Source organism: Paenibacillus agaridevorans (assembly GCF_018604145.1).
GTDB classification, from domain to species: domain Bacteria; phylum Bacillota; class Bacilli; order Paenibacillales; family Paenibacillaceae; genus Pristimantibacillus; species Pristimantibacillus agaridevorans.
On record NZ_CP075889.1, the window covers coordinates 7,375,786 to 7,396,748 of the forward strand.

A 20,963-nucleotide genomic window follows, 5' to 3' on the forward strand; every position below is an offset into this window, starting at 1 on the left:
GGGCGTTCTGATTTTCTAGAATAAAAAAGGGCTGTCCCAAAAGCGGTGAGTAATTTGTAGGCTAGCGAAAGCCACCAATTTCAGCTTAGGTTTCTATTGAGTTCTGCTGTCACTTAGACTCAAGCGAATTATGCAAAATGCTCATTTTAATAGCATTCATTCCCGATAAATAAGGTATAAGGTTTGGGGATATATGCAACAGCTGAATGTGCAAATGGGAATTGGGGGCTAGTCTGAGATGGATAACTTCTTCTATCAAAAGAAAATATTAATTATTGGCGGCACAGGAACGATTGGACAGAGTCTTCTGCGGCATATATTATCTCAGTCGCCGACCGTCGTTCGTGTGTTTAGCCGTGATGAACATAAACAATTCGAGCTTCAGCAAGCAATGCGGGAATATGGGAATATCCGTTACCTCATCGGAGATGTTCGTGATTACGATCGTGTGCTCCGTGCGATGCAGGACATCGATTATGTGTTCCACGTCGCTGCGATGAAGCATGTACCGGCTTGCGAATATAATCCCTTCGAGGCGGTTCAGACGAATATTATTGGCACCCAGAACGTAATACGTGCGTCCCTCGAATGCGGAGTGCGAAAAACGATATTTACGAGCACGGACAAGGCGATCGCGCCCTCCAACACGTATGGTGCATCCAAGCTTATGGCTGAACGATTGATTCAAGCCGGGCAATATCAGGCAGGGGCAGGTAAAACGATTTTTGCGGCTGTTCGTTTCGGTAATGTCATGGGCTCTCGAGGTTCAGTTATCCCATTATTTCAGCAACAGATCGCAGAGCGCGGTGGCATCACTTTGACACGGCGCGACATGACGAGATTCATGATGACGAAGCAGCAAGCAACGGAGCTCACGATCAAGGCGATGGAACGGGCACAAGGTGGAGAAGTATTCGTTCTGAAAATGCCAGTTATCCGACTGTCCGAACTTGCTGACTGCATTATCGAGGCTTCCGCACGTCAGTTGGGCATTCCGGCAAAACGCATTCAAATCGAAGAAATAGGTCTGCGGCCAGGTGAGAAAATGTATGAGGAGCTATTAACAGAGGAAGAATACAGCCGAGCGATTGAATTGGAGGATATGTTCGTTGTTCCGAGTGCGTTCATTCAACGAAATAAATATGAGGGAGAAAGAGTGACTCGAACAGACAGCTATAGTTCCCATGACGCTCTTCCGATCTCGAAAGAAGAACTGCGAGAGATGTTGTTGTCGAATCGTTTAATTGAACATGCGCCGATCATGAAAGCGGGAGTAGGCCTGTGAAGACAGTGGCTATTGTACAAGCTCGAATGGGCTCGACGCGATTACCGGGCAAAGTGCTTAAACAAATTAATGGACTCAGTGTGCTTGGCCATGTGATTGATAGGCTGAGGCGCGTGCCTTCCATCGATGAATTATGGATTGCCACAACGTCGAAGAAGAATGATGATCCTATCGAAGATGAGGCGCGCCGTTTAAACATACAAGTTTATCGGGGGAGCGAAGATGATGTGCTCGACCGGTACTACAGGACAGCCAAGAAGGCGGGGGCCGAGGCTGTCCTTCGCGTCACGTCCGACTGTCCTTTAATCGAGCCTGCTGTCGTCGAAGATCTCATCTGTTTGTACCGGGAATCGGGTAGCGATTATGCCAGCAACACACTGGAACGAACGTATCCGAGGGGGCTCGATGCGGAGATTTTCAGTTTTAGTGCGTTGGAGACAGCATGGACCCAAGCAAGTCGTCCTTATGAACGCGAACATGTAACACCATATTTATATCAGCATCCGGATGTATTCCGTTGTGCAACACAAAGGGGTTCAGAAGATTATTCCCATTATCGTTGGACTTTAGATACGGAAGAGGATTGGGAATTGATTCGTACGATCTTCGAGAAATGCAGATATGAAGGGCCGTACATTACATTCGAAGATGCGAAAGTCTTGCTATTTCACTATCCTGAATTGAATAAAATTAACGCGCACGTAGAACAGAAAAAGCTAGTCTAAGGAAGGCTTGAATGATGATGAGAGTCGGTATTCGCGTTGATGCTTCTATAGAAATTGGAAGCGGACATGTTATGAGAAGCCTGACACTGGCAGAGAGGCTGCGTCGTAGTGGAGCCGATGTTTATTTCGTGTGCAGGGAACACGAGGGGAATCTGTGCGATTACGTTCAACGTCAAGGGTTTCACGTTTATCGGTTGCCGGCATGTGAGGAAACGAAGGGGCAAAAGGTCAAGGGAACCGGATACGAAACGTGGTTGGGCGAATCTTGGTCGCTTGACGTTGCACAGACGGCAGGAAGCTTAGGGGATAACGGTCTATTAGACTGGCTCGTTATTGATCATTACGCGATTGATAGCCGCTGGGAAAAGAAAGCTAGAGCGTTCGCGAGACGCATTTTCGTAATCGATGATCTCGCAAACCGAACACATGATTGTGACATCTTACTCGATCAGAATCTGTTTGATAGAATGGTTCAACGGTACGACGGTTTGGTTCCAAGTGCTTGCGTGAAGTTGCTTGGCCCCCAGTATGCCCTTTTGAGGGAAGAGTTTCAACTCGCCCGTGCGAAGGCGAGGATTCGGGATGGCTCGATTCGCAATGTTCTCATTTTTTTTGGAGGCACCGACCCAACGGGGGAGACATTAAAGACTCTCAAAGCGATGGCTCGCTTAGTCATGACGGAGGTTGAATTTGATGTAGTTGTCGGAGGGACCAATGAACAGCTTGATGACATTGCTCGATTTTGTGCTACGCATAACCATTTCCGACTTCATAGTCAGATCGACTACATGTCCCGGCTGATGCTGCATGCTGATTTAGCATTAGGGGCCGGAGGCTCGACCACTTGGGAAAGATGCTTTTTAGGCTTGCCCTCCGTAACCATAACGACTGCGGACAATCAAGTGGAAATCACGAGAACGGTTGCATTAACTGGGGCAACGTTCTATTTAGGCCATTATAATGAGATTTCAGAACAAGCATGGTTTGATTGTTTTGATCAGCTTCAACGAAGTCCTGAGCTAGTCACCGCAATGAGTTCGGCAGCATTGATGCTGATAAATCACTTTAACGAAGATGCATCGGATGTTACCGATATTCTTAATTCTATGTTGAAGGATGAAGTGAATTGAATATTTGTTTACTAGGTCCTAACAATAGACGTATTATTGAAACGCTTCAAATGCACGGAGATACAGTGTGGTGCACAGAAGAACGTATTCTATTAGAAGAACTGGAACTTGCGGAAATCGAATTCATTGTTAGTTATAAATATCGGTATCTGATTCGGCAACCTATCTTAGAAAAATTCGAACGCAAATTAATCAATCTACATATTTCGTATTTACCTTGGAATCGAGGGGCGGATCCTAATTTGTGGAGTTTCTTAGAAGATACACCGAGGGGCGTGACGATTCATTATATCGACAGCGGTCTCGATACCGGGGATATTATCGCGCAGAAAATGGTGGAATTCAGTCCGCAAGATACATTAAAGACGAGCTACGAGCACCTTACAGCAACAATCGAGGACTTGTTTGTTACCCAATGGCCGTCAATCCGTTCCGGAAAAGCAGAGGGAACAGTCCAACCCGCTGGAGGAAGTTATCATAGAACGGCAGATAAGCAGCGATATGCTCACTTACTAACGGATAGCTGGGAAACTCCGATCGAAAGGATTTTGGGTAAAGGACTACTATCAAAAACGACGGAGGGGTAGCAAATTGAATAAGCATGAAATAGTCGTCGGCAACCGCAAAATCGGAGCGAACCATCCGCCGTTCATCATCGCGGAGATGTCTGGGAACCATAACCAGTCGTTGGAGCAGGCGTTAGAGATCGTAGAAGCGGCAGCTCAAGCTGGAGCGCATGCATTAAAGATTCAGACCTATACGGCTGATACGATGACAATCAATTCGGACAACCCTGACTTCTATATTGAAGACCAGAATAGTTTATGGAAGAACAGGACCTTATACGACCTTTATGACGAGGCGCATACACCATGGGGATGGCACAAAGCGATCTTTGATCGCTGCAAGGAACTGGGCATGATTGGTTTCAGCACTCCTTTCGATGAAACGGCCGTTGATTTCTTGGAATCGCTCGGCGTCGAGTGTTACAAGATCGCTTCTTTCGAAAATACCGATGTGGCACTTCTTCGCAAAGTAGCCTCGACTGGAAAGCCAATGATCGTCTCAACGGGAATGGCGAGCATAGCCGAGTTGGACGAGCTTGTTCGAACGGTTAGAGAGGCCGGAGGGAATGATCTTGTTTTGCTGAAATGTACGAGCTCTTACCCTGCTTCTCCGGAGAACTCGAATATTCGTACGATTCCACACATGCAGCAATTATTCGACGTCCAAATCGGCCTTTCGGATCATACGCTCGGTATTGGAGTTGCCGTTGCCAGCGTGGCTATGGGGGCAACGGTCATCGAAAAGCATTTTACTCTGAATCGTGCCGACGGTGGAGTCGATGCCGAGTTTTCGCTCGAGCCTGCGGAAATGCGCAGTCTCGTAGAAGAAACAGAGAGAGCTTGGCAAGGCTTGGGGACGATTTTTTACGGGGCGACGGAGAGGGAGATGGGCTCGTTAAAGTTCCGACGCTCTCTCTATGTCGTCAAAGATATGAAAGTTGGCGAAGTGTTAAAAGCGGACAACCTGCGAGCGATTCGTCCGGGTTACGGTCTTTCTCCGAAACATTTGGAGCTGTTGCTGGGCCAGAAGGTTAGGAAGGACGTATCGAAGGGAACGCCAGCGAGTTATGACATAATTATGGATTGAGGATGAAATCGATGAACATTCTACTTACCGGCGGGGCCGGATTTATCGGAAGATGGGTGGCCAAACATCTGCTTGATGATGGCCATTCAGTGTGGATCGTGGATGATTTGTCTAACGGTCGTGAAGTGAATATTGACGAGTTCCGGGAAAATTCAGGATTGAAGGCTTTCATTAAGGGCACGATCCTGGACGAGACACTGCTCGAGCGGTTGTTTGAAGAGAACAGCTTCGATATTTGCTATCATCTCGGCGCATCCATCAACGTGCAGGATTCGATCGATGATCCGCGTACGACGTTCAATAACGATACAATTGGCACGTTCTATATTCTTGAGCAATGCCGCAAGAATGACGTTAAAGTTGTCTTTATGAGCACATGCATGGTGTACGACCGTTGTACAAATCCGGGAGGCATCACCGAGCTTGACCCGATTAAGCCAGCATCTCCATATGCCGGAGCGAAGATCGCTGCTGAGAACATGGTACTCTCTTACTACCATGCTTATGGTTTGCCGACGGTTGTCATTCGTCCGTTCAATACATATGGTCCATTCCAGAAAACAGGTGGAGAGGGCGGAGTTGTCGCGATTTTTATTAAGAACAAGTTGTCTGGTAAGATGCTGAACATCTATGGGGAAGGCACGCAAACCCGCGATTTGCTTTATGTTGAGGATTGTGCACGGTTCGTCGCTGAAGCGGGATACTCCGACGCTGTGAATGGTGAGATTGTGAACGCTGGGCTAGGGAGTGACATTGCAATCAACGATTTGGCTCAACTTGTCGTTGGAGACGAATCGCGTATATGTCATGTTAAGCATATCCATCCGCAGAGTGAGATACAGAAGTTGCTGTGTAACTCCGATAAGGCTGAGCGTCTGTTAGGTTGGAGGCCGGAAATTTCGCTAGAAGAGGGTATTCGTAGAACAGAGCAGTGGATTAAGACCACGAATCTGATTTAATTCTCTTGAAAGAGGGCAGTTGCCTATGAACACAATGAACCGCCGCGATCGTAATACTTTTCTTCCTTACGGCAAGCAATGGATTGACGATGAGGATATCGCAGCCGTTGTGGACGTGCTGCAGGGAGATTTTATTACACAAGGACCAGCTATTGAGCGTTTCGAGCGAGCGGTGGCAGAATATGTAGGCGCGAAGTACGTAGTCGCGTTCAGCAATGGAACTGCGGCTTTGCACGGCGCATGTTATGCGGCGGGCATCTCGCCAGGCGATGAGGTTATTACGACGCCGATTACCTTTTTGGCTAGCAGTAACTGCATACTCTATTGCGGAGGTACGCCAGTATTCGCGGATATCCGGCCGGATACATACAACTTAGACCCTGACGATGTAGAGCGCAAAATCAATTCCAAGTCGAAGGCGATCATTGCCGTCGACTTCAGCGGTCAGCCGGTGGAAACGGATCGTTTCTCGAAGCTTGCGAAAGAAAATGGTCTCGTCTTCATCCAAGATGCTGCTCATTCGTTAGGGGCTTCTTACGAAGGGCGCAAGGTTGGGACACTCGCGGACATGACGATGTTCAGCTTCCATCCAGTCAAGCACGTGACGACTGGGGAAGGCGGTGTCATTGCTACGGATAGCAAGGAGTACCGTGATAGACTACTCGCTTTTCGCAGCCACGGGATGACGAAAGATCCAGCGTTGCTAGAACGTAACGATGGCCCCTGGTATTACGAGATGCAATCACTTGGATATAACTATCGGATAACCGATATACAGGCTGCACTTGGTGCCTCTCAGATGAATAAGCTTGATCGCTTCGTTGTGCGTCGCCGAGAGATTGCAGAGCAGTACAATCGTGCATTCGCAGACTTCGAGTGCATCATGAGGCCTTACCAGCACCCTAAATCAAACTCGAGTTGGCATTTGTACGTCATCCGTTGGCGAGTAGGCATTGACCGAGCTGATGCTTTCGCAGAGCTGCGCAAACGTAATATCGGCGTTCATGTACATTATATTCCTGTGTACAAGCAGCCATATTATCGTGATCTTGGTTATGCAGATCAGCAATGTCCGGAAGCAGAAGCTTATTATGAGGAGGCAATGTCCCTGCCAATTTTCCCGGCGATGTCGGATGATGACGTACAGGACGTCATTCATGCGGTTTTACGAACAGCTGGCAAGACCTATGAAGTGCTATAATTTGAATTTGTTTTACGCGTCACTATACCTACAGTAGTTGTAACGTGTCTGTGGCCTCCAAGAACTCGTTTCGTGGAGGTCCTCTTTTAAAGATAATCATAAAATTCGAAGTATATCGGAGTCGATAAGAATGACCGTTGGAACCTCAGTAGATACTAATGTTGAATTGCAAGAAATGGAAGATTTATTTGATCTCCTCTTTCCAATCTGTCGAAGCATAACAGGTCCCGGTGTACGTGAATCCATTCAACTATTACAAAAGCATATTGATTTAGAGCTGCTCAGAGTTCCAACAGGAACAAAGGTATTTGACTGGACTATTCCCCAGGAATGGCATATTCGCGAAGCTTGGATTAAAGATTCGGCCGGTAACAAGATTATTGATTTTGCTAAATACAATTTACACGTTGTTAACTATAGCGCACCCCTCGATCAAAGAATGCCTTTAAGTGAGCTTAAGCAATATATTAACTCCATGCCTACGTTACCTGATGCAATTCCATATGTAACTTCCTACTATAAAAGACGCAGTGGATTCTGCATGGCTCACAGACAACTCGAATCTCTTCCCGAAGGAGAATATCATGCATACATCGATTCCGAATTTGTCAATGGAGAGCTGAACCTGGCACACTGCGTACTTCCAGGATCGAGTGACCGTGAAATTTTATTAAGCACGTATATTTGCCACCCCTCGATGGCCAACAATGAGCTAAGTGGTCCACTTGTAGCTACTTTTCTTTACAAAAGACTTAAAAAGTGGACAAATCGTCGATTTACGTATCGTTTTGTATTTCTCCCTGAAACAATTGGCAGTATTTCTTATCTCCATCTATTCGGACAAGAACTAAAGAAGCAGTTATACGCCGGACTTGTTTTTACTTGTCTTGGAGGTAAAGATTCGAGCGGAGCCATGCCTTCTCTTAGCTACAAAACGTCTAGACAAGAGACCTCTCATCTTGACGATTTTATTCAACATATTTTTCAATCGGGCGTGGTCACTGGTAATATACGTCCTTTCACTCCTATCGGCGGGTCTGATGAACGCCAGTATTGCTCTCCAGGTTTTAATCTCCCAGTAGGGCAGATGGCTCGTAGTGTGTATGGGCAATATGAAGCATATCATAATTCAATGGATGATAAAGAATTTATGACATTACAGGCATTGATGAACAGCGTGGATGAAATAGAGCAGTTATTAAAAGCATTCGAGGAAGATGGGTATTACGTAAGTCAATCACCTTACGGGGAAGTAAAACTTGACCAGCACGACTTATATCCTGATTTGAATAGCCCTTTGAACCGTTCATTTTCTACTAATGAACAGATTGATGGTCGTACACATCTGAATCGAGTGCTTACTCTTCTTAACTATGCAGATGGTCAACATCGTTTATCGGAGATTGCTGAGAAGTGTGAAACGAACATTTTTGAAATGTTACCAATCGTTCAATTATTGTTACAGAAAAACCTGCTTAAAGGTCCTTATCTGGAGAAAAGGAGTTGGTTCGATTGAATACGGTTTTCATGACTGGCTCCCATCCCCGTCATTTGTACATCGCTCGCAGGCTACATGAAGCAGGTCTTGTACGAGCACTCGTCATAGAACAACGTGAGAGCTTTGTTCCTGCACCACCTGAGAACCTAACAGAAATTGATCGAAAGAACTTTATTCGCCATTTTTCGGACCGTGATCTTACAGAACATAGGTTTTTTGATGAGACAATCTCTATAGATCTACTTGATGGTATACCTGTGTTGTATATCAGTCAAGAAGAACTGAACAGCCAAAAAGTTGTTGATTGGATTAGAAGATTTAATCCAGATCAACTAGTTTCCTATGGTGTTCATAAATTGTCACCAGAGATTATTGATATTTGTCCAAACTATGCTTGGAATATTCATGGGGGACTTTCCCCTTGGTATCGTGGAACTGTTACTTTATTTTGGCCATTTTATTTTATGAAGCCTAATTGGGCTGGCATGACTATTCATAGGCTAAGTCCTCAAATTGATGCAGGCGATATCATTCATCACTCTGTACCTGAGCTTAAAAAAGGTGATGGAATCCACGATGTTGCTTGTCGTGCCGTTACTCAAGTGGCCAAAGATCTAGTTAAGATCTTAAACCTTCGCAAAGATGGCCATAAGTTTGAAGGAACTCCGCAAAAAAACAGCGGAAAACTCTTTCTCAATTCGGACTGGGAACCTACCCACCTGCGAGTCATCTATCAATTGTTTGACAATGATATTGTTGATCAGTTTTTAGATGGTAGAATCCAAAGCGAAGCACCCAATTTGGTAAGAGCATTTCATTAATTTTGTTAAACTTTAAAACGATTGGTAAGAAAGTAGAGCAGATGATTCGTCCGAAAGCTTTTTTGATAAATTTAGATTGGAGTGAGTCACCTTTTGATTCAATACGATTATCTAATCGTCGGCGCAGGACCATTTGGCTCTCTTTTTGCTTATGAAGCGACCAAGCGAGGTAAACGTTGTTTAGTAATCGACAAACGTGATCACGTTGCTGGTAATATTTATACAGAGAATGTTGAAGGGATTAACGTACACAAATACGGGGCTCACATTTTTCATACGTCCAATAAAGCTACATGGGAATATATCAACCAGTTTGCCGAGTTCAATCATTTTGTGAATGCTCCGGTGGCCGTGTACAATGATGAATTGTACAATCTGCCGTTCAACATGAATACATTCAGCAAAATGTGGGGGATAAAGACGCCGGCAGAGGCTAAGCGAATCATCGAAGAGCAGATTGCTAATGCGGGTGTTGACGAGCCTCGCAATCTAGAGGAGCAGGCCATTCATTTGGTAGGTAAGGACATCTATGAGAAGTTGATTAAGGGCTACACGGAGAAGCAATGGGGACGGCCATGTACTGAGCTTCCTGCATTCATAATTAAGCGCTTGCCGGTGCGTTTTACCTACAACAACAATTATTTTACGGATCGATATCAGGGTATTCCGATTGGTGGGTATTCTCAAATTATAGAGAAAATGCTTGAGGGGATCGAAGTGAGACTAAGTACAGACTACTTCGATTTTGTTAAAGAGAATCCCAATATTGCAACCAAAACGCTGTTTACAGGTCCGATTGACCAGTTCTATAAGTATTGTTATGGAGAGTTGGAATACAGGAGCCTTGTATTTGATACGAAAATTTTGGATGAGGAGAACTTTCAGGGTAACGCGGTTGTTAATTATACCGCTGCTGATGTACCTTATACACGAATTATCGAACACAAGCATTTTGAATTCGGCACACAAATGAAGACAGTCATTACCTACGAGTACTCGGCAGATTGGACTCGCGATGATGAACCATATTATCCCATAAATGACACTCGCAACAACTCTCTTTTCCAGAAATATCGGGAGCTGGCGGCTAGTGATCCGCATATAATTTTCGGAGGCAGATTAGGGGGTTATAAATATTATGACATGGATAAAGTCATTGAGGCCGCGTTAGGGCTGGTGGAGAAGGAATTCGAAGAAAGTAATTGATCCAGGCTCTTCTCTGTTATCAATGTGATGAGTGTGACAGATAGAGATTAAAGAAAATGATGCTGTTGTTCTTGAGATAAGGCCGTTTTAGCCTATGCTGGACGAAGTACGGCCGCAATAATGTTTTAGGTATTCAAAAGGGTGCTATCGAATCCTCGCAAGAGGCTAAACATCTCGCAATTCAAAGAAAAGATACGAGAGTTGACGAAGTGAACACGATATTGTCTATGGAGAACCGGATTATTCAGTTGAACTACTAGCTCATCTGCTGGTGTGGCTATTTCCGACTAGCCTCGGCGAAATGACACTGCCAGACGGTAGAGCCTTTTAACCTTTTGGAACCGCCGTATGCGGACCCGCATGTACGGTGGTGTGAGAGGACGGCGGTTAGGCTCCCCTTCCGACTCGATTAAAATCTAAGCTAATGACAGCATCCAAATCTGTCGATATTGATTGAATTAAGAATAATGAGCATGGAGGCTAGTCATGAAAACCTTGTCCTTGGTGATGATAGTCAAAAATGAAGAAGCCGTTTTAGGCAGGTGTCTAGACAGCGTAAAAGATATTGTGGATGAGTTTGTTATAGTTGACTCTGGATCGACAGACCGGACGAAAGAAATAGCGCTCTCTTATAATGCAAATATATATGACTACGTGTGGAGCAATCATTTTGCCGATGCCCGTAACTTTGCTCTTTCGCAATCGAAAAGCGATTGGAACCTGGTCCTTGATGCGGATGAATATATCATGAACGACTGCGCTGAGGAAATCAAAGCCTTTATTAATGGAAACCCTGCAATCGGACGTGTGAAGCGTATCGACGCTTTCAAGGACAAAGAGGAAATAGCCTATGCGCAGTGCTTCATCTCCCGGCTTTTTCCGAAAGGGGTGTTCTACGAGGGGAGAATACATGAACAAGTTGTATCTGATCTCCCTCGGATCAAGATTAACGTTGAAGTTGGTCACGATGGTTATGTTGAATCTTTAAGAACTCAACGCAATGTGCCGCTTCTTCTGATGGAGATTCAGGCTCATCCGAACCACCCTTATTACCACTATCAAATCGCAAAAGAATACCGTGGCATCGAAAACTTCGAACTCTGCCATCATCATTTGGCAGAAGCCTATATACTTTTAAAACGTAATGAAAACTATCATCCTAACGTAGTGGTCGATTATTTGTATGCCATGATTTCGTCGAAGGAACTAGATAAGGGTTTGGCGGTGATTGAGGCGGAAACTCCGAAGCTGAATGATTTCCCAGACTTCCATTTTGTATGCGGCCAATATTACTTGGATCTCATTCTGAACGATACGGCAAACCACGCCCACCTGCTGCCGCTCATCGAACAATCCTACCTCAAATGTTTGCAGCTAGGAGAAACCGATCGCTATGATAGCGTATTAGGAACTGGAAGCTTCTCAGCATTGCACAACCTAGGCGTATTTTATGAAGTAACAGGGCAGATTGATAAAGCCATTGCTTATTATCGGGAGGCTGCATCTTACGAATACGCGCCTTCTGAAAATCGCTTAAAGGCGTTGTGACGATGTATCGTCACAATCCCACTATTAGTTTTCTGAAAATTCACAAATAACTAAAAACTATTTTGATCTAGGTTCTCGCATATGATATAATAAGAGCATGTAAAGGAGGAATGCCCCATGAATTACAACATTCGAGGCCAACGTTTTCAGGTTACAGATGCTTTGAGAGATTACGTCGAGAAGAAGCTTAGCCGGTTGGAACGATATTTCGAATCACCTATTACCTCCGAAATTAATGTCACTCTCTCCGTCACGAAGGCACAGCATACGGTAGAGGTGATGATTCCGCTAGTTGGCGTTATGCTTCGCGCCGAAGATAAGAGCGAAGACATGTATGCGTCCATCGATATGGTGGTGGATAAGCTGGAACGCCAGATTCGCAAGTACAAAACCAAAGTCAATCGCAAATTCAGACAGGGCAGCGGAGTGAGAGCCCTGTTCCGAGAAGAAGGCTCCGCAGTCAGTGTGCTTGAAGAGGAAGAAGATCTGGAGCTCGTGCGCACGAAGCGTCATATTCTGAAACCGATGGATGTGGAAGAGGCCATTTTGCAGATGAATATGGTTGGACATAACTTCTTCGTATTCGCCAACGCGGAGAGCAAGGAGGTCAACGTCGTCTATCGACGCAGCGATGGCAAATACGGATTAATCGAGCAAGGCTAATCCATAACAACCGCGAGCCCTGTCTCCATATTGGAGCAGGGCTTTTTTGCGCCTTGCCGCAGGTGCATTGCGACAGGGTCTACAAACTGTTACAATCTTAAACAAATAGACCAACTACCGAAAGGGGAAAACCATGCTCGGACTGGTGAAAAAAATATTCGGAGACGCGAATGAGCGCGAAGTAAAGCGCCTCATGCGGACGGTAGAAGAGATTAATGCGATGGAGTCGAAATTCACGGCTTTGTCTGATGAACAATTACGCGGCAAAACCGATGAGTTTAAGGCGCGCATCGAAAAGGGCGAGGAGCTGACGGCTATTCTGCCGGAGGCGTTCGCTACGGTACGGGAAGCTTCGAAGCGCACGCTTGGCATGCGCCATTTTGACGTGCAGCTTCTTGGCGGTATGGTGCTCCATGAGGGTAAAATATCCGAGATGAAAACCGGTGAAGGTAAAACGCTCGTCGCGACCCTCCCCGTTTACTTGAACGCATTGCTCGGCAAGGGTGTTCACGTCGTTACGGTCAACGGCTACTTGGCTGAGCGCGATAGCAAAATCATGGGCGAGCTGTATAACTTCCTTGGAATGACAGTGGGCTGTAACCTGCATGGATTGTCGCATTCGGAGAAACAAGAGGCTTATGCCTGCGACATTACTTATGGCACGAACAATGAGTTCGGATTCGATTATTTGCGCGATAACATGGTTCTGTACAAGGAACAGATGGTTCAGCGTCCCCTGTACTACGCGATTATTGACGAAGTGGACTCCATCCTCGTCGACGAAGCGCGTACGCCGCTTATTATTTCCGGACAAGCAGCCAAGTCGACAGAGCTGTATCATGCGGCCGACCGCTTCGTGAACAAACTCAAGGTCGAAGAGGACTATACGGTGGATATCAAGCTTCGCAACGTCATGCTGAACGAGCAAGGCGTAGAGAAGGCGGAGCGCGCCTTCAGCATCGAGAACCTGTTCGATCACGCTAACGTGCTTATTAACCATCATATCCAGCAAGCGCTCAAGGCTAACGTCATTATGAAGCGGGACGTGGATTACGTCGTTCAAGAGGACGAGGTTGTTATCGTCGACGAGTTTACCGGTCGTCTCATGTCCGGCCGCCGCTACAGCGATGGTCTGCATCAAGCGATCGAGGCCAAGGAGCAGCTCAAGGTACAGAACGAAAGCATGACGCTCGCGACGATCACGTTCCAGAACTACTTCCGGATGTATCGCAAGCTGGCGGGCATGACGGGTACGGCGAAGACGGAGGAAGAAGAGTTCCGCCGGATCTACGGTCTGGACGTTATTCAGATTCCTACGAACCGCTCTATGATTCGTAAGGATATCCCGGACGTCGTGTATAAGACGGAAAACGGCAAATTCAAGGCCGTCGTAGAAGAGATCGTGGAGCGCCACAAGAACAACCAGCCGGTCCTGGTCGGCACGATCTCCATCGAGAATTCGGAAAAGCTGTCCGATATGCTGAAGCGCCGCGGTGTCCAGCATAAAGTGTTGAATGCGAAGTTCCATGCCGAGGAAGCTGAAATTATTTCGCGTGCCGGTCAATACGGCGCCGTTACCATTGCGACCAATATGGCGGGACGCGGTACGGACATTTTGCTGGGCGAAAAGGTGCCTGAGCTTGGCGGTCTTCATATTATCGGTACGGAGCGCCACGAAAGCCGCCGGATCGACAATCAGCTGCGCGGACGCGCGGGACGCCAAGGCGACCCTGGTTCTTCGCAATTCTATCTGTCGCTGGAAGACGAACTTATGCGTCGCTTCGGTTCGGAAAATATTATGGTGATGATGGACCGCCTCGGTCTGGAAGAAGATCAGCCGATCGAAAGCCGGATGATCTCCAAGGCCGTAGAATCCGCTCAGAAGCGCGTAGAGGGAAGCAACTTCGATACGCGGAAGGTCGTCCTGCAATACGACGACGTTATGAACCAGCAGCGCGAGGTTATTTATAAGCAGCGCCGTGATATTCTGGAATCGTCGGACATTCGCAGTGAAGTGATGGATATGATCAAGCCGGTCGTCGAGCGTATCGTTGAAGCGCATTGTGCAGAGGATATTCCGGAGGATTGGGATCTGCAAGCCATCGTGGATTATGTGCACGCCAATCTGCTGGATGACGGCTCCATTACGAAGGAAGAGCTGTGGGGCAAGGAGAAGGAGGAGATGTCCGAATTCATCCTTGGCAAGGTCGTTGCATATTATGACCAAAGAGAAGAGCAGCTTGGCGCCGAGACGATGCGCGAATTCGAGAAGGTTGTCGTGCTTCGCGCGGTAGACAGCAAGTGGATGGATCATATCGATGCGATGGATCAGCTTCGCCAAGGTATCCATCTCCGCGCGTACGGCGGTACGGATCCGCTTCGCGAATATCAATTCGAAGGTTTCGAGATGTTCAAGGCGATGATCGAGACGATTCAGGAGGAAGTCGCCAAGTATATCATGAAAGCTCGCGTAGAGAGCAACCTGGAGCGCCAAGAGGTCGTGAAGGGCCAAACGTCGTCGACTAGCGGCGGTGGCGAGAATACGGAGAAGCGGCCAGCGAAGCGCGAAGAACGCGTCGGACGCAACGATATGTGCCCATGCGGCAGCGGCAAGAAATACAAGCAGTGCCACGGAAAGTAATTAGGTAGTTGAACTACCTTATATTGAGGAGAATCGTGCCATGTTGGATATTAAGGTAAAACAGGATCTACGCGAGATGGCCAAGCGACTCCAAGAGCTCAGGGGGTCTCTTTGACCTAGATCTCAAGCAAGAGATCATCGCGAACTTTGAGGAAAAAATGTCGATGCCAGACTTCTGGGACGACAATGAGCGGGCGCAAGGCATTATCTCCGAGCTGAACGCCGTGAAGTCGGTCGTGGAGCAATACGATCGGATGAATAACGACCGGGAAGAGCTGCAGATGATGATGGAGCTGGTAGAGGAAGAGGGCGATGAGTCTCTCGAAGCCGAGCTGGCGCAAGGCGTCGAGGCTCTACTGACGAAGGTTGGCGACTTCGAGCTTCAATTGTTATTGAATCAGCCTTACGATAAGCTCAATGCCATCATCGAGCTTCATCCCGGCGCAGGCGGCACGGAGTCGCAGGACTGGGGACTGATGTTGTACCGGATGTACACGAGATGGGCGGAGAAGCGCGGCTTCAAGGTCGAGGTGCTGGATTACCAGGACGGAGACGAAGCGGGCATCAAGAGCGTATCCATCCTGATCAAAGGATATAATGCTTACGGCTACCTCAAAGCGGAGAAGGGCGTGCACCGACTCGTGCGAATCTCGCCATTCGACTCGGCTGGTAGACGTCATACGTCATTCTGCTCGCTCGACGTAATGCCGGAGATCGACGACACAATCGAGATCGAGATTCGTTCGGAGGATCTGAAGGTCGATACGTATAGAGCCAGTGGCGCGGGCGGTCAACACGTCAATAAGACGGAATCCGCGATCCGGATAACGCATATTCCGTCGGGGATCATCGTTGCTTGTCAGCAGGAACGCTCACAGATCGCGAACCGCGATCGCGCGATGAAGATGTTGAAGTCGAAGCTATACGAGCGCAAGATCGAAGAGCAGATGAAAGAGCTCGCCGAGATTCGCGGGGTGCAGTCCGACATTGCTTGGGGCAGCCAGATCAGATCCTACGTCTTCCACCCTTACAGCATGGTCAAGGACCACCGCACATCCGTGGAGACAGGTAACGTAGGCGCGGTGATGGATGGCGATATCGACGCCTTCATCGACGGCTATTTGCGTCATCAGATTAGCCAGGAAGAATAACAAAAGGGAAGAGTTCTGACACTGTAATTAACGGTGCGGGACTCTTCTTTTGGGTATAGGGGGATTGTTCGAGTGGAAGTGGGAAAGAGAAAACGCGGCAATTCGCTAAAGCGGCGTAATCCACGGCTGTATGCCATATGGAATATCGCGCAATTATTATTAGGTTCGATGATCGTAGCCACGAGCTTTAATCTGTTCCTTGTGCCGAATGGCATTGCTTCGGGCGGTGTATCCGGCATATCGATTTTGGTGCAAGAGCTGGCTGGCGTTATGCCCGCGTACACGCAATGGGCCATCAATATTCCGTTGTTCATAGCCGGAGTGCTGATCATTGGGCGGAAATTTGGCGCCAAGACGCTGCTGGGTACGATCGTGTTGCCGCTATTCGTGCTTCTGACAGCTCATATGCCGCCGCCTACGGACAATCCGATCTTGGCCTCTATATACGGAGGGATCGGCGTCGGACTGGGGCTAGGGTTGGTGTTCAGGGGCGGCGGATCCACGGGGGGACTTGATCTGGCGGCGCAGATGCTTCACAGGTTTACGGGGCTCCCGTACAATCTGGCGATTGTTTGTTTTGACGGCTGCGTTATTATTGCGGCGGGTATTATTTTCTCGCCGGAGGTGTCGTTGTACGCGCTGATCGGACTTTTCGTGACCAGCAAGACGATTGACTTCATGCAGAACGGATTGCAATTGTCCAAGGTAGCATTCATCATCAGCGAACGGACGGAGGAGGTGGCGACGGCCATCCTGAACGATCTGGACCGCGGGTTGACGAGATTGGATGGACACGGCGGCTTTACGGGTCAGGGCCGGACGGTACTCATGGTTGTTGTAAGCCAGAATGAGGTGTCGAAGCTTAAGGTGCTTGTGCGCGACATCGATGCAGGGGCATTCGTTATTATTAGCAATACGGCCGAGGTGCTCGGGCAAGGGTTCAAGTTGGAGACATAAAAGGAATGGGAGCCTGCACGACTGAATGTATAGACGTAATCGAGCATTCATAATTGTGCAGGTTTCGAACAGGAACGTTTGTTCTTATTTTAACGTTTGGCAGGGGATTAGTCAATCTCACAAGTGAGAAAATATCGTCATATTGATTATTGTATTAATATTAGTCTGAATGTATAATAATACAGACTTCTATCATATGTTCATAACAACCTTAATGTTGTAAAATAGGAAGTTGTAGATACTGGAAGGCCTCGCGACTGCAAGCGCATGGACGACATTTTACCTTGGCAGCGGGGCTTACATCACATAGCATCATGAGATTGAGATTGTAATAAGGGAGTGGATCGCAATGGGCAAAAAGCTGGGTGTCGCCATCGTCGGCTCGACGGGATACGGCGGCGTTGAATTGATAAGGCTTCTGGCGTCCCATCCGCTTGCGGAAGTGACTTCGGTTATCTCTTCGTCCAGCGCAGGAACGCCGATTACGGACGGTTATCCGCATCTGACGGGCATTCGGGAAGAACTGCTCGACGATGTCGACGCCGAGGCGATCAAGCAGAAGGCGGATGTTGTATTCCTGGGCACGCCTGCGGGCGTTGCCTCCAAGCTGGCGCCGCAATATTTGGAAGCGGGTCTTAAGGTCATCGACCTGTCCGGAGATTTCCGATTGAAGTCGCCGGAATTATACGAGCAATGGTACAAAAAAACGGCTGCGGACGAGCGCTATCTGGAGCAAGCGGTGTTCGGCCTATCCGAGCTTTATGCTGAGAAGGTTCGCGGAGCGAGCTTTGTATCCAATCCGGGTTGTTATCCAACCGCAACGACGCTCGGTCTTGCGCCGGCCGTAAGGGAGGGCTGGATCGATCCTGCAACCATCATTATCGATGCGAAGTCGGGCGTGTCCGGCGCGGGCCGCGGCGCTTCGCTCGGCACCCACTATTCGGAGCTGAACGAGAACTTCAAGGCTTATAAAATCAATCAGCATCAGCATATCCCCGAGATCGAGATGATATTGTCCGATATGGCCGGGGCGCCGGTCGTGACGACGTTTACGACGCATCTCGTGCCGATGACGCGGGGCATTATGTCGACGATGTATGCCACGATTAAGGGCGACCGCAAAGCGAGCGACTTCATTGATCTATACCGCAGCTTCTACGAGGGCAGACCTTTCGTTCGCATTCGGCCGGAAGGACAGGTACCTGCGACGAAGGAAGTATGGGGTTCCAACTATTGCGATATCGGCTTCGCGGTCGACGAGCGTACGGGTCGCGTGACGATCGTGTCCGTCATCGACAATCTGGTTAAGGGCGCTGCCGGTCAAGCGATACAGAACCTGAATCTTATGATGGGCTGGGACGAGACGCTGGGATTGCAATTCGTTCCCGTATATCCGTAATTCCTGCTGCTCGCTATCATGCCTGGGCAACCGAGCAGCTTCTACCTAACTGACAAGGAGACACGATTCAAGATGGAACAAGGCAGCTTCAAAGTATTGGCGGACGGCTCCGTCACGACGCCCAAGGGCTTCCGTGCCGGCGGTCTGCACTGCGGACTTAAGAAGACAACCCGTCACGACCTGGGAGCTATCGTATGCGAGGTTCCGGCGACGGCGGCTGGCGTATATACGACGAATGTATTTCAGGCGGCGCCTTTGCAGGTAACGCGCGAGAGCATCGGATCGGGCGGCGTGCTTAGAGCGGTTCTCGTCAACAGCGGCAACGCTAATGCCTGCACAGGCGAGCAAGGCGAGGCGGATGCCTACGAGATGCGTTCCCGGTTCGCGGAGGCGATCGGCGTATCGGCGGATCAGGTGGCAGTAGCGTCTACAGGGGTTATCGGCGAGAATTTGAAAATGGACAAAGTCCGCTCCGGAATCGACGGCTTGCCGGCGAAGCTGGACGGTGGTCTTGCTGGCGCGGAGGACTTCTGCCAGGCGATCCTCACGACGGATCTCGTGCAGAAGATGGTGTGCGTGGAGCTGATGCTGGACGGTCAGCTCGTATCTATCGCGGGCGCGGCGAAGGGCTCCGGCATGATCCATCCCAACATGGCGACGATGCTGGGCTTTGTTACGACGGATGCCGCGATCGAAAGCGACGATCTTCAGACGTTGCTGCGCCAGTCGACGGATCTGACGTTTAATATGATTACGGTGGACGGCGACACGAGCACGAACGACATGCTAGTCGCCATGGCAAGCGGTCTCGCGGGCAATCAGTCCCTTACGCCTCGTCATGAAGGCTGGACTGCGTTCGCGGACGCGCTTCGTTATGTATGCGAAGTGCTTGCCAAAGCGATCGCCAGGGACGGCGAAGGCGCGACGAAGCTGGTAGAGGTGCAAGTGCGCGGCGCGGAAAGCGATGAGTCGGCGCAGGCGATTGCGAAGACGGTGATCGGTTCTTCTCTTGTAAAATCCGCGGTGTTCGGCGCCGACGCCAACTGGGGCCGCATTATCGCGGCCGTGGGACGCGCGGGCCAACCGGTCAATCCGGCTACGGTGGATATCCGGCTGGGCGATATCGTGACGCTGGAGCAATCCCGTCCGGTCGCGTTCGACGAGGATGCGGCGCTGGAATATCTCAAGGGCGATACGGTCGTTATCGGCGTCGACTTGCATATGGGGAGCGGCAGCGCGACCGCTTGGGGCTGCGACCTGACGTACGACTACGTGCGCATTAACGCGGCGTACCGGACGTAAGGAGGAGAGCGGACATGGAACAACGGTTTGTGATGAAATGCGGCGGCAGCACCCTCGCGGCGCTGCCCAACGGCTTCTTCCACGAATTGCGCGACTTGCAGGCGGCGGGCGTGAAGCCGGTCATCGTGCATGGGGGCGGTCCCGCGATTTCGGAGACGTTGACGAAGCTCGGCATCGAGACGGAGTTCGTGAACGGGCTGCGCAAGACAAACGATGATGTACTGGACGTAGTAGAGATGGTGTTAGCGGGCAGGATCAACAAAGAGATCGTGCGCAAGATCGGCATTAACGGTGCCCAGTCGCTTGGTTTATCCGGCGTGGACGGCGGCTTGATCCAGGCTCAGCCGGTGGGCAACGCGCACGAAATCGGCTTCGTCGGCGACGTAACGGATGTGAACGCGTCCATTATCGAAGGGGTGATGGGAATGGGCTATATTCCCGTTATTGCCCCCATCGGCATCGACGCCGCGGGACAACGCTACAATATCAATGCAGATACGGCGGCAGGAGCGGTTGCGTCCCATCTGGGCGTAGAGCGGATGATCGTCGTCACGGACGTGCCGGGCATCATGAAGACGGTGGACGGAGAGAAGGTCGTGCTCCCGTCCGTGACGGTGGCGGAGATCGACGAAATGATCGCGAGCGGCGAAATCTACGGAGGCATGATTCCGAAGGTTCGCGCGGCGGTGCAATGTATACAGGGACGCGTGCAAGAGGTTGTCATCGTAAGCGGACAGGAGCCAGGCGTATTGACGCGGGCCGTTCGCGAAGGCGGAGTAGGCACTCGCATCGTCCAATCCAGCGAAAGGCGGGTGTAATTCCAA

The 20,963-nt window shown here is 49.1% G+C and carries 18 protein-coding genes; all 18 read left to right on the plus strand.

Annotated elements, in window-relative coordinates:
- Positions 1 to 238: 238 nt before the first annotated feature.
- The 18 genes from KJW29_RS29645 to argB all read left to right on the plus strand — a co-directional run bounded on the left by KJW29_RS29645 (position 239) and on the right by argB (position 20,957).
- Positions 239 to 1,285 (plus strand): polysaccharide biosynthesis protein, encoded by a 1,047-nt coding sequence (locus tag KJW29_RS29645; protein ID WP_214627336.1) that lies wholly within the window; start codon positions 239 to 241, stop codon positions 1,283 to 1,285.
- Positions 1,282 to 2,010 carry a cytidylyltransferase domain-containing protein gene (locus KJW29_RS29650; RefSeq protein WP_214627337.1) on the plus strand — a complete coding sequence of 243 codons (729 nt, stop codon included), beginning with the start codon at positions 1,282 to 1,284 and terminating at the stop codon, positions 2,008 to 2,010. Before KJW29_RS29645 ends, KJW29_RS29650 begins: the two co-directional genes overlap by 4 nt.
- Positions 2,011 to 2,021: 11 nt before the next feature.
- Positions 2,022 to 3,140, plus strand: a complete 1,119-nt coding sequence (gene pseG, locus KJW29_RS29655; RefSeq protein ID WP_214627338.1) for a UDP-2,4-diacetamido-2,4,6-trideoxy-beta-L-altropyranose hydrolase — start codon at positions 2,022 to 2,024, stop codon at positions 3,138 to 3,140.
- The gene (locus KJW29_RS29660) at positions 3,137 to 3,727 is read left to right on the plus strand and encodes a formyltransferase family protein (RefSeq protein WP_246608433.1); all 591 of its coding nucleotides are present in this window, start codon (positions 3,137 to 3,139) and stop codon (positions 3,725 to 3,727) included. The genes pseG and KJW29_RS29660 overlap by 4 nt, the downstream gene beginning before the upstream one ends.
- Positions 3,728 to 3,731: 4 nt before the next feature.
- Positions 3,732 to 4,793: a pseudaminic acid synthase gene (gene pseI / locus KJW29_RS29665; RefSeq protein WP_246608434.1), complete on the plus strand. Its 1,062-nt coding sequence runs from the start codon at positions 3,732 to 3,734 to the stop codon at positions 4,791 to 4,793.
- Positions 4,794 to 4,804: 11 nt separating this feature from the next.
- Entirely contained in the window at positions 4,805 to 5,752 is a 948-nt protein-coding gene (locus KJW29_RS29670; RefSeq protein WP_214627339.1) for a dTDP-glucose 4,6-dehydratase, read from the plus strand.
- Between the two features lie 34 nt (positions 5,753 to 5,786).
- Positions 5,787 to 6,953, plus strand: coding sequence for a UDP-4-amino-4,6-dideoxy-N-acetyl-beta-L-altrosamine transaminase (pseC, locus tag KJW29_RS29675; RefSeq protein ID WP_214631376.1), 1,167 nt, complete (start codon positions 5,787 to 5,789; stop codon positions 6,951 to 6,953).
- Between the two features lie 130 nt (positions 6,954 to 7,083).
- Positions 7,084 to 8,469 carry a DUF4910 domain-containing protein gene (locus KJW29_RS29680; protein WP_214627340.1) on the plus strand — a complete coding sequence of 462 codons (1,386 nt, stop codon included), beginning with the start codon at positions 7,084 to 7,086 and terminating at the stop codon, positions 8,467 to 8,469.
- On the plus strand, positions 8,466 to 9,272 hold the full coding sequence (locus KJW29_RS29685) for a formyltransferase family protein (protein ID WP_214627341.1): 807 nt from the start codon (positions 8,466 to 8,468) through the stop codon (positions 9,270 to 9,272). The genes KJW29_RS29680 and KJW29_RS29685 overlap by 4 nt, the downstream gene beginning before the upstream one ends.
- Positions 9,273 to 9,368: 96 nt before the next feature.
- A complete protein-coding gene (glf, locus tag KJW29_RS29690) occupies positions 9,369 to 10,478 on the plus strand; it encodes a UDP-galactopyranose mutase (RefSeq protein ID WP_214631377.1) in 1,110 nt (369 codons plus the stop codon).
- A 486-nt stretch (positions 10,479 to 10,964) separates the two neighbouring features.
- On the plus strand, positions 10,965 to 12,026 hold the full coding sequence (locus tag KJW29_RS29695; protein WP_246608435.1) for a glycosyltransferase family 2 protein: 1,062 nt from the start codon (positions 10,965 to 10,967) through the stop codon (positions 12,024 to 12,026).
- 117 nt (positions 12,027 to 12,143) lie between these two features.
- Entirely contained in the window at positions 12,144 to 12,689 is a 546-nt protein-coding gene (gene hpf / locus KJW29_RS29700) for a ribosome hibernation-promoting factor, HPF/YfiA family (RefSeq protein ID WP_087569408.1), read from the plus strand.
- Between the two features lie 133 nt (positions 12,690 to 12,822).
- Entirely contained in the window at positions 12,823 to 15,330 is a 2,508-nt protein-coding gene (gene secA / locus KJW29_RS29705) for a preprotein translocase subunit SecA (RefSeq protein ID WP_108991671.1), read from the plus strand.
- Positions 15,331 to 15,370: 40 nt separating this feature from the next.
- A protein-coding gene (gene prfB, locus KJW29_RS29710) for a peptide chain release factor 2 (protein ID WP_214627342.1) occupies positions 15,371 to 16,481 on the plus strand; the annotation gives its coding sequence in 2 pieces (ribosomal slippage) (positions 15,371 to 15,442 and positions 15,444 to 16,481; 1,110 coding nt in all).
- A 63-nt stretch (positions 16,482 to 16,544) separates the two neighbouring features.
- The gene (locus tag KJW29_RS29715; RefSeq protein ID WP_425517584.1) at positions 16,545 to 17,438 is read left to right on the plus strand and encodes a YitT family protein; all 894 of its coding nucleotides are present in this window, start codon (positions 16,545 to 16,547) and stop codon (positions 17,436 to 17,438) included.
- 349 nt (positions 17,439 to 17,787) lie between these two features.
- The gene (gene argC, locus KJW29_RS29720) at positions 17,788 to 18,837 is read left to right on the plus strand and encodes an N-acetyl-gamma-glutamyl-phosphate reductase (protein ID WP_214627343.1); all 1,050 of its coding nucleotides are present in this window, start codon (positions 17,788 to 17,790) and stop codon (positions 18,835 to 18,837) included.
- Between the two features lie 72 nt (positions 18,838 to 18,909).
- On the plus strand, positions 18,910 to 20,139 hold the full coding sequence (gene argJ / locus KJW29_RS29725) for a bifunctional ornithine acetyltransferase/N-acetylglutamate synthase (RefSeq protein WP_214627344.1): 1,230 nt from the start codon (positions 18,910 to 18,912) through the stop codon (positions 20,137 to 20,139).
- A 14-nt stretch (positions 20,140 to 20,153) separates the two neighbouring features.
- Positions 20,154 to 20,957, plus strand: coding sequence for an acetylglutamate kinase (gene argB / locus KJW29_RS29730; RefSeq protein WP_214627345.1), 804 nt, complete (start codon positions 20,154 to 20,156; stop codon positions 20,955 to 20,957).
- Positions 20,958 to 20,963 lie beyond the last annotated feature (6 nt).

Coding starts and splice junctions, on each gene's coding strand:
- KJW29_RS29645 (WP_214627336.1), top strand. CDS start 239: ATGGATAACTTCTTCTATCAAAAGAAAATATTAATTATTGGCGGCACA.
- pseG (WP_214627338.1), top strand. CDS start 2,022: ATGATGATGAGAGTCGGTATTCGCGTTGATGCTTCTATAGAAATTGGA.
- KJW29_RS29670 (WP_214627339.1), top strand. CDS start 4,805: ATGAACATTCTACTTACCGGCGGGGCCGGATTTATCGGAAGATGGGTG.
- pseC (WP_214631376.1), top strand. CDS start 5,787: ATGAACCGCCGCGATCGTAATACTTTTCTTCCTTACGGCAAGCAATGG.
- KJW29_RS29680 (WP_214627340.1), top strand. CDS start 7,084: ATGACCGTTGGAACCTCAGTAGATACTAATGTTGAATTGCAAGAAATG.
- KJW29_RS29695 (WP_246608435.1), top strand. CDS start 10,965: ATGAAAACCTTGTCCTTGGTGATGATAGTCAAAAATGAAGAAGCCGTT.
- hpf (WP_087569408.1), top strand. CDS start 12,144: ATGAATTACAACATTCGAGGCCAACGTTTTCAGGTTACAGATGCTTTG.
- secA (WP_108991671.1), top strand. CDS start 12,823: ATGCTCGGACTGGTGAAAAAAATATTCGGAGACGCGAATGAGCGCGAA.
- argC (WP_214627343.1), top strand. CDS start 17,788: ATGGGCAAAAAGCTGGGTGTCGCCATCGTCGGCTCGACGGGATACGGC.
- argJ (WP_214627344.1), top strand. CDS start 18,910: ATGGAACAAGGCAGCTTCAAAGTATTGGCGGACGGCTCCGTCACGACG.
- argB (WP_214627345.1), top strand. CDS start 20,154: ATGGAACAACGGTTTGTGATGAAATGCGGCGGCAGCACCCTCGCGGCG.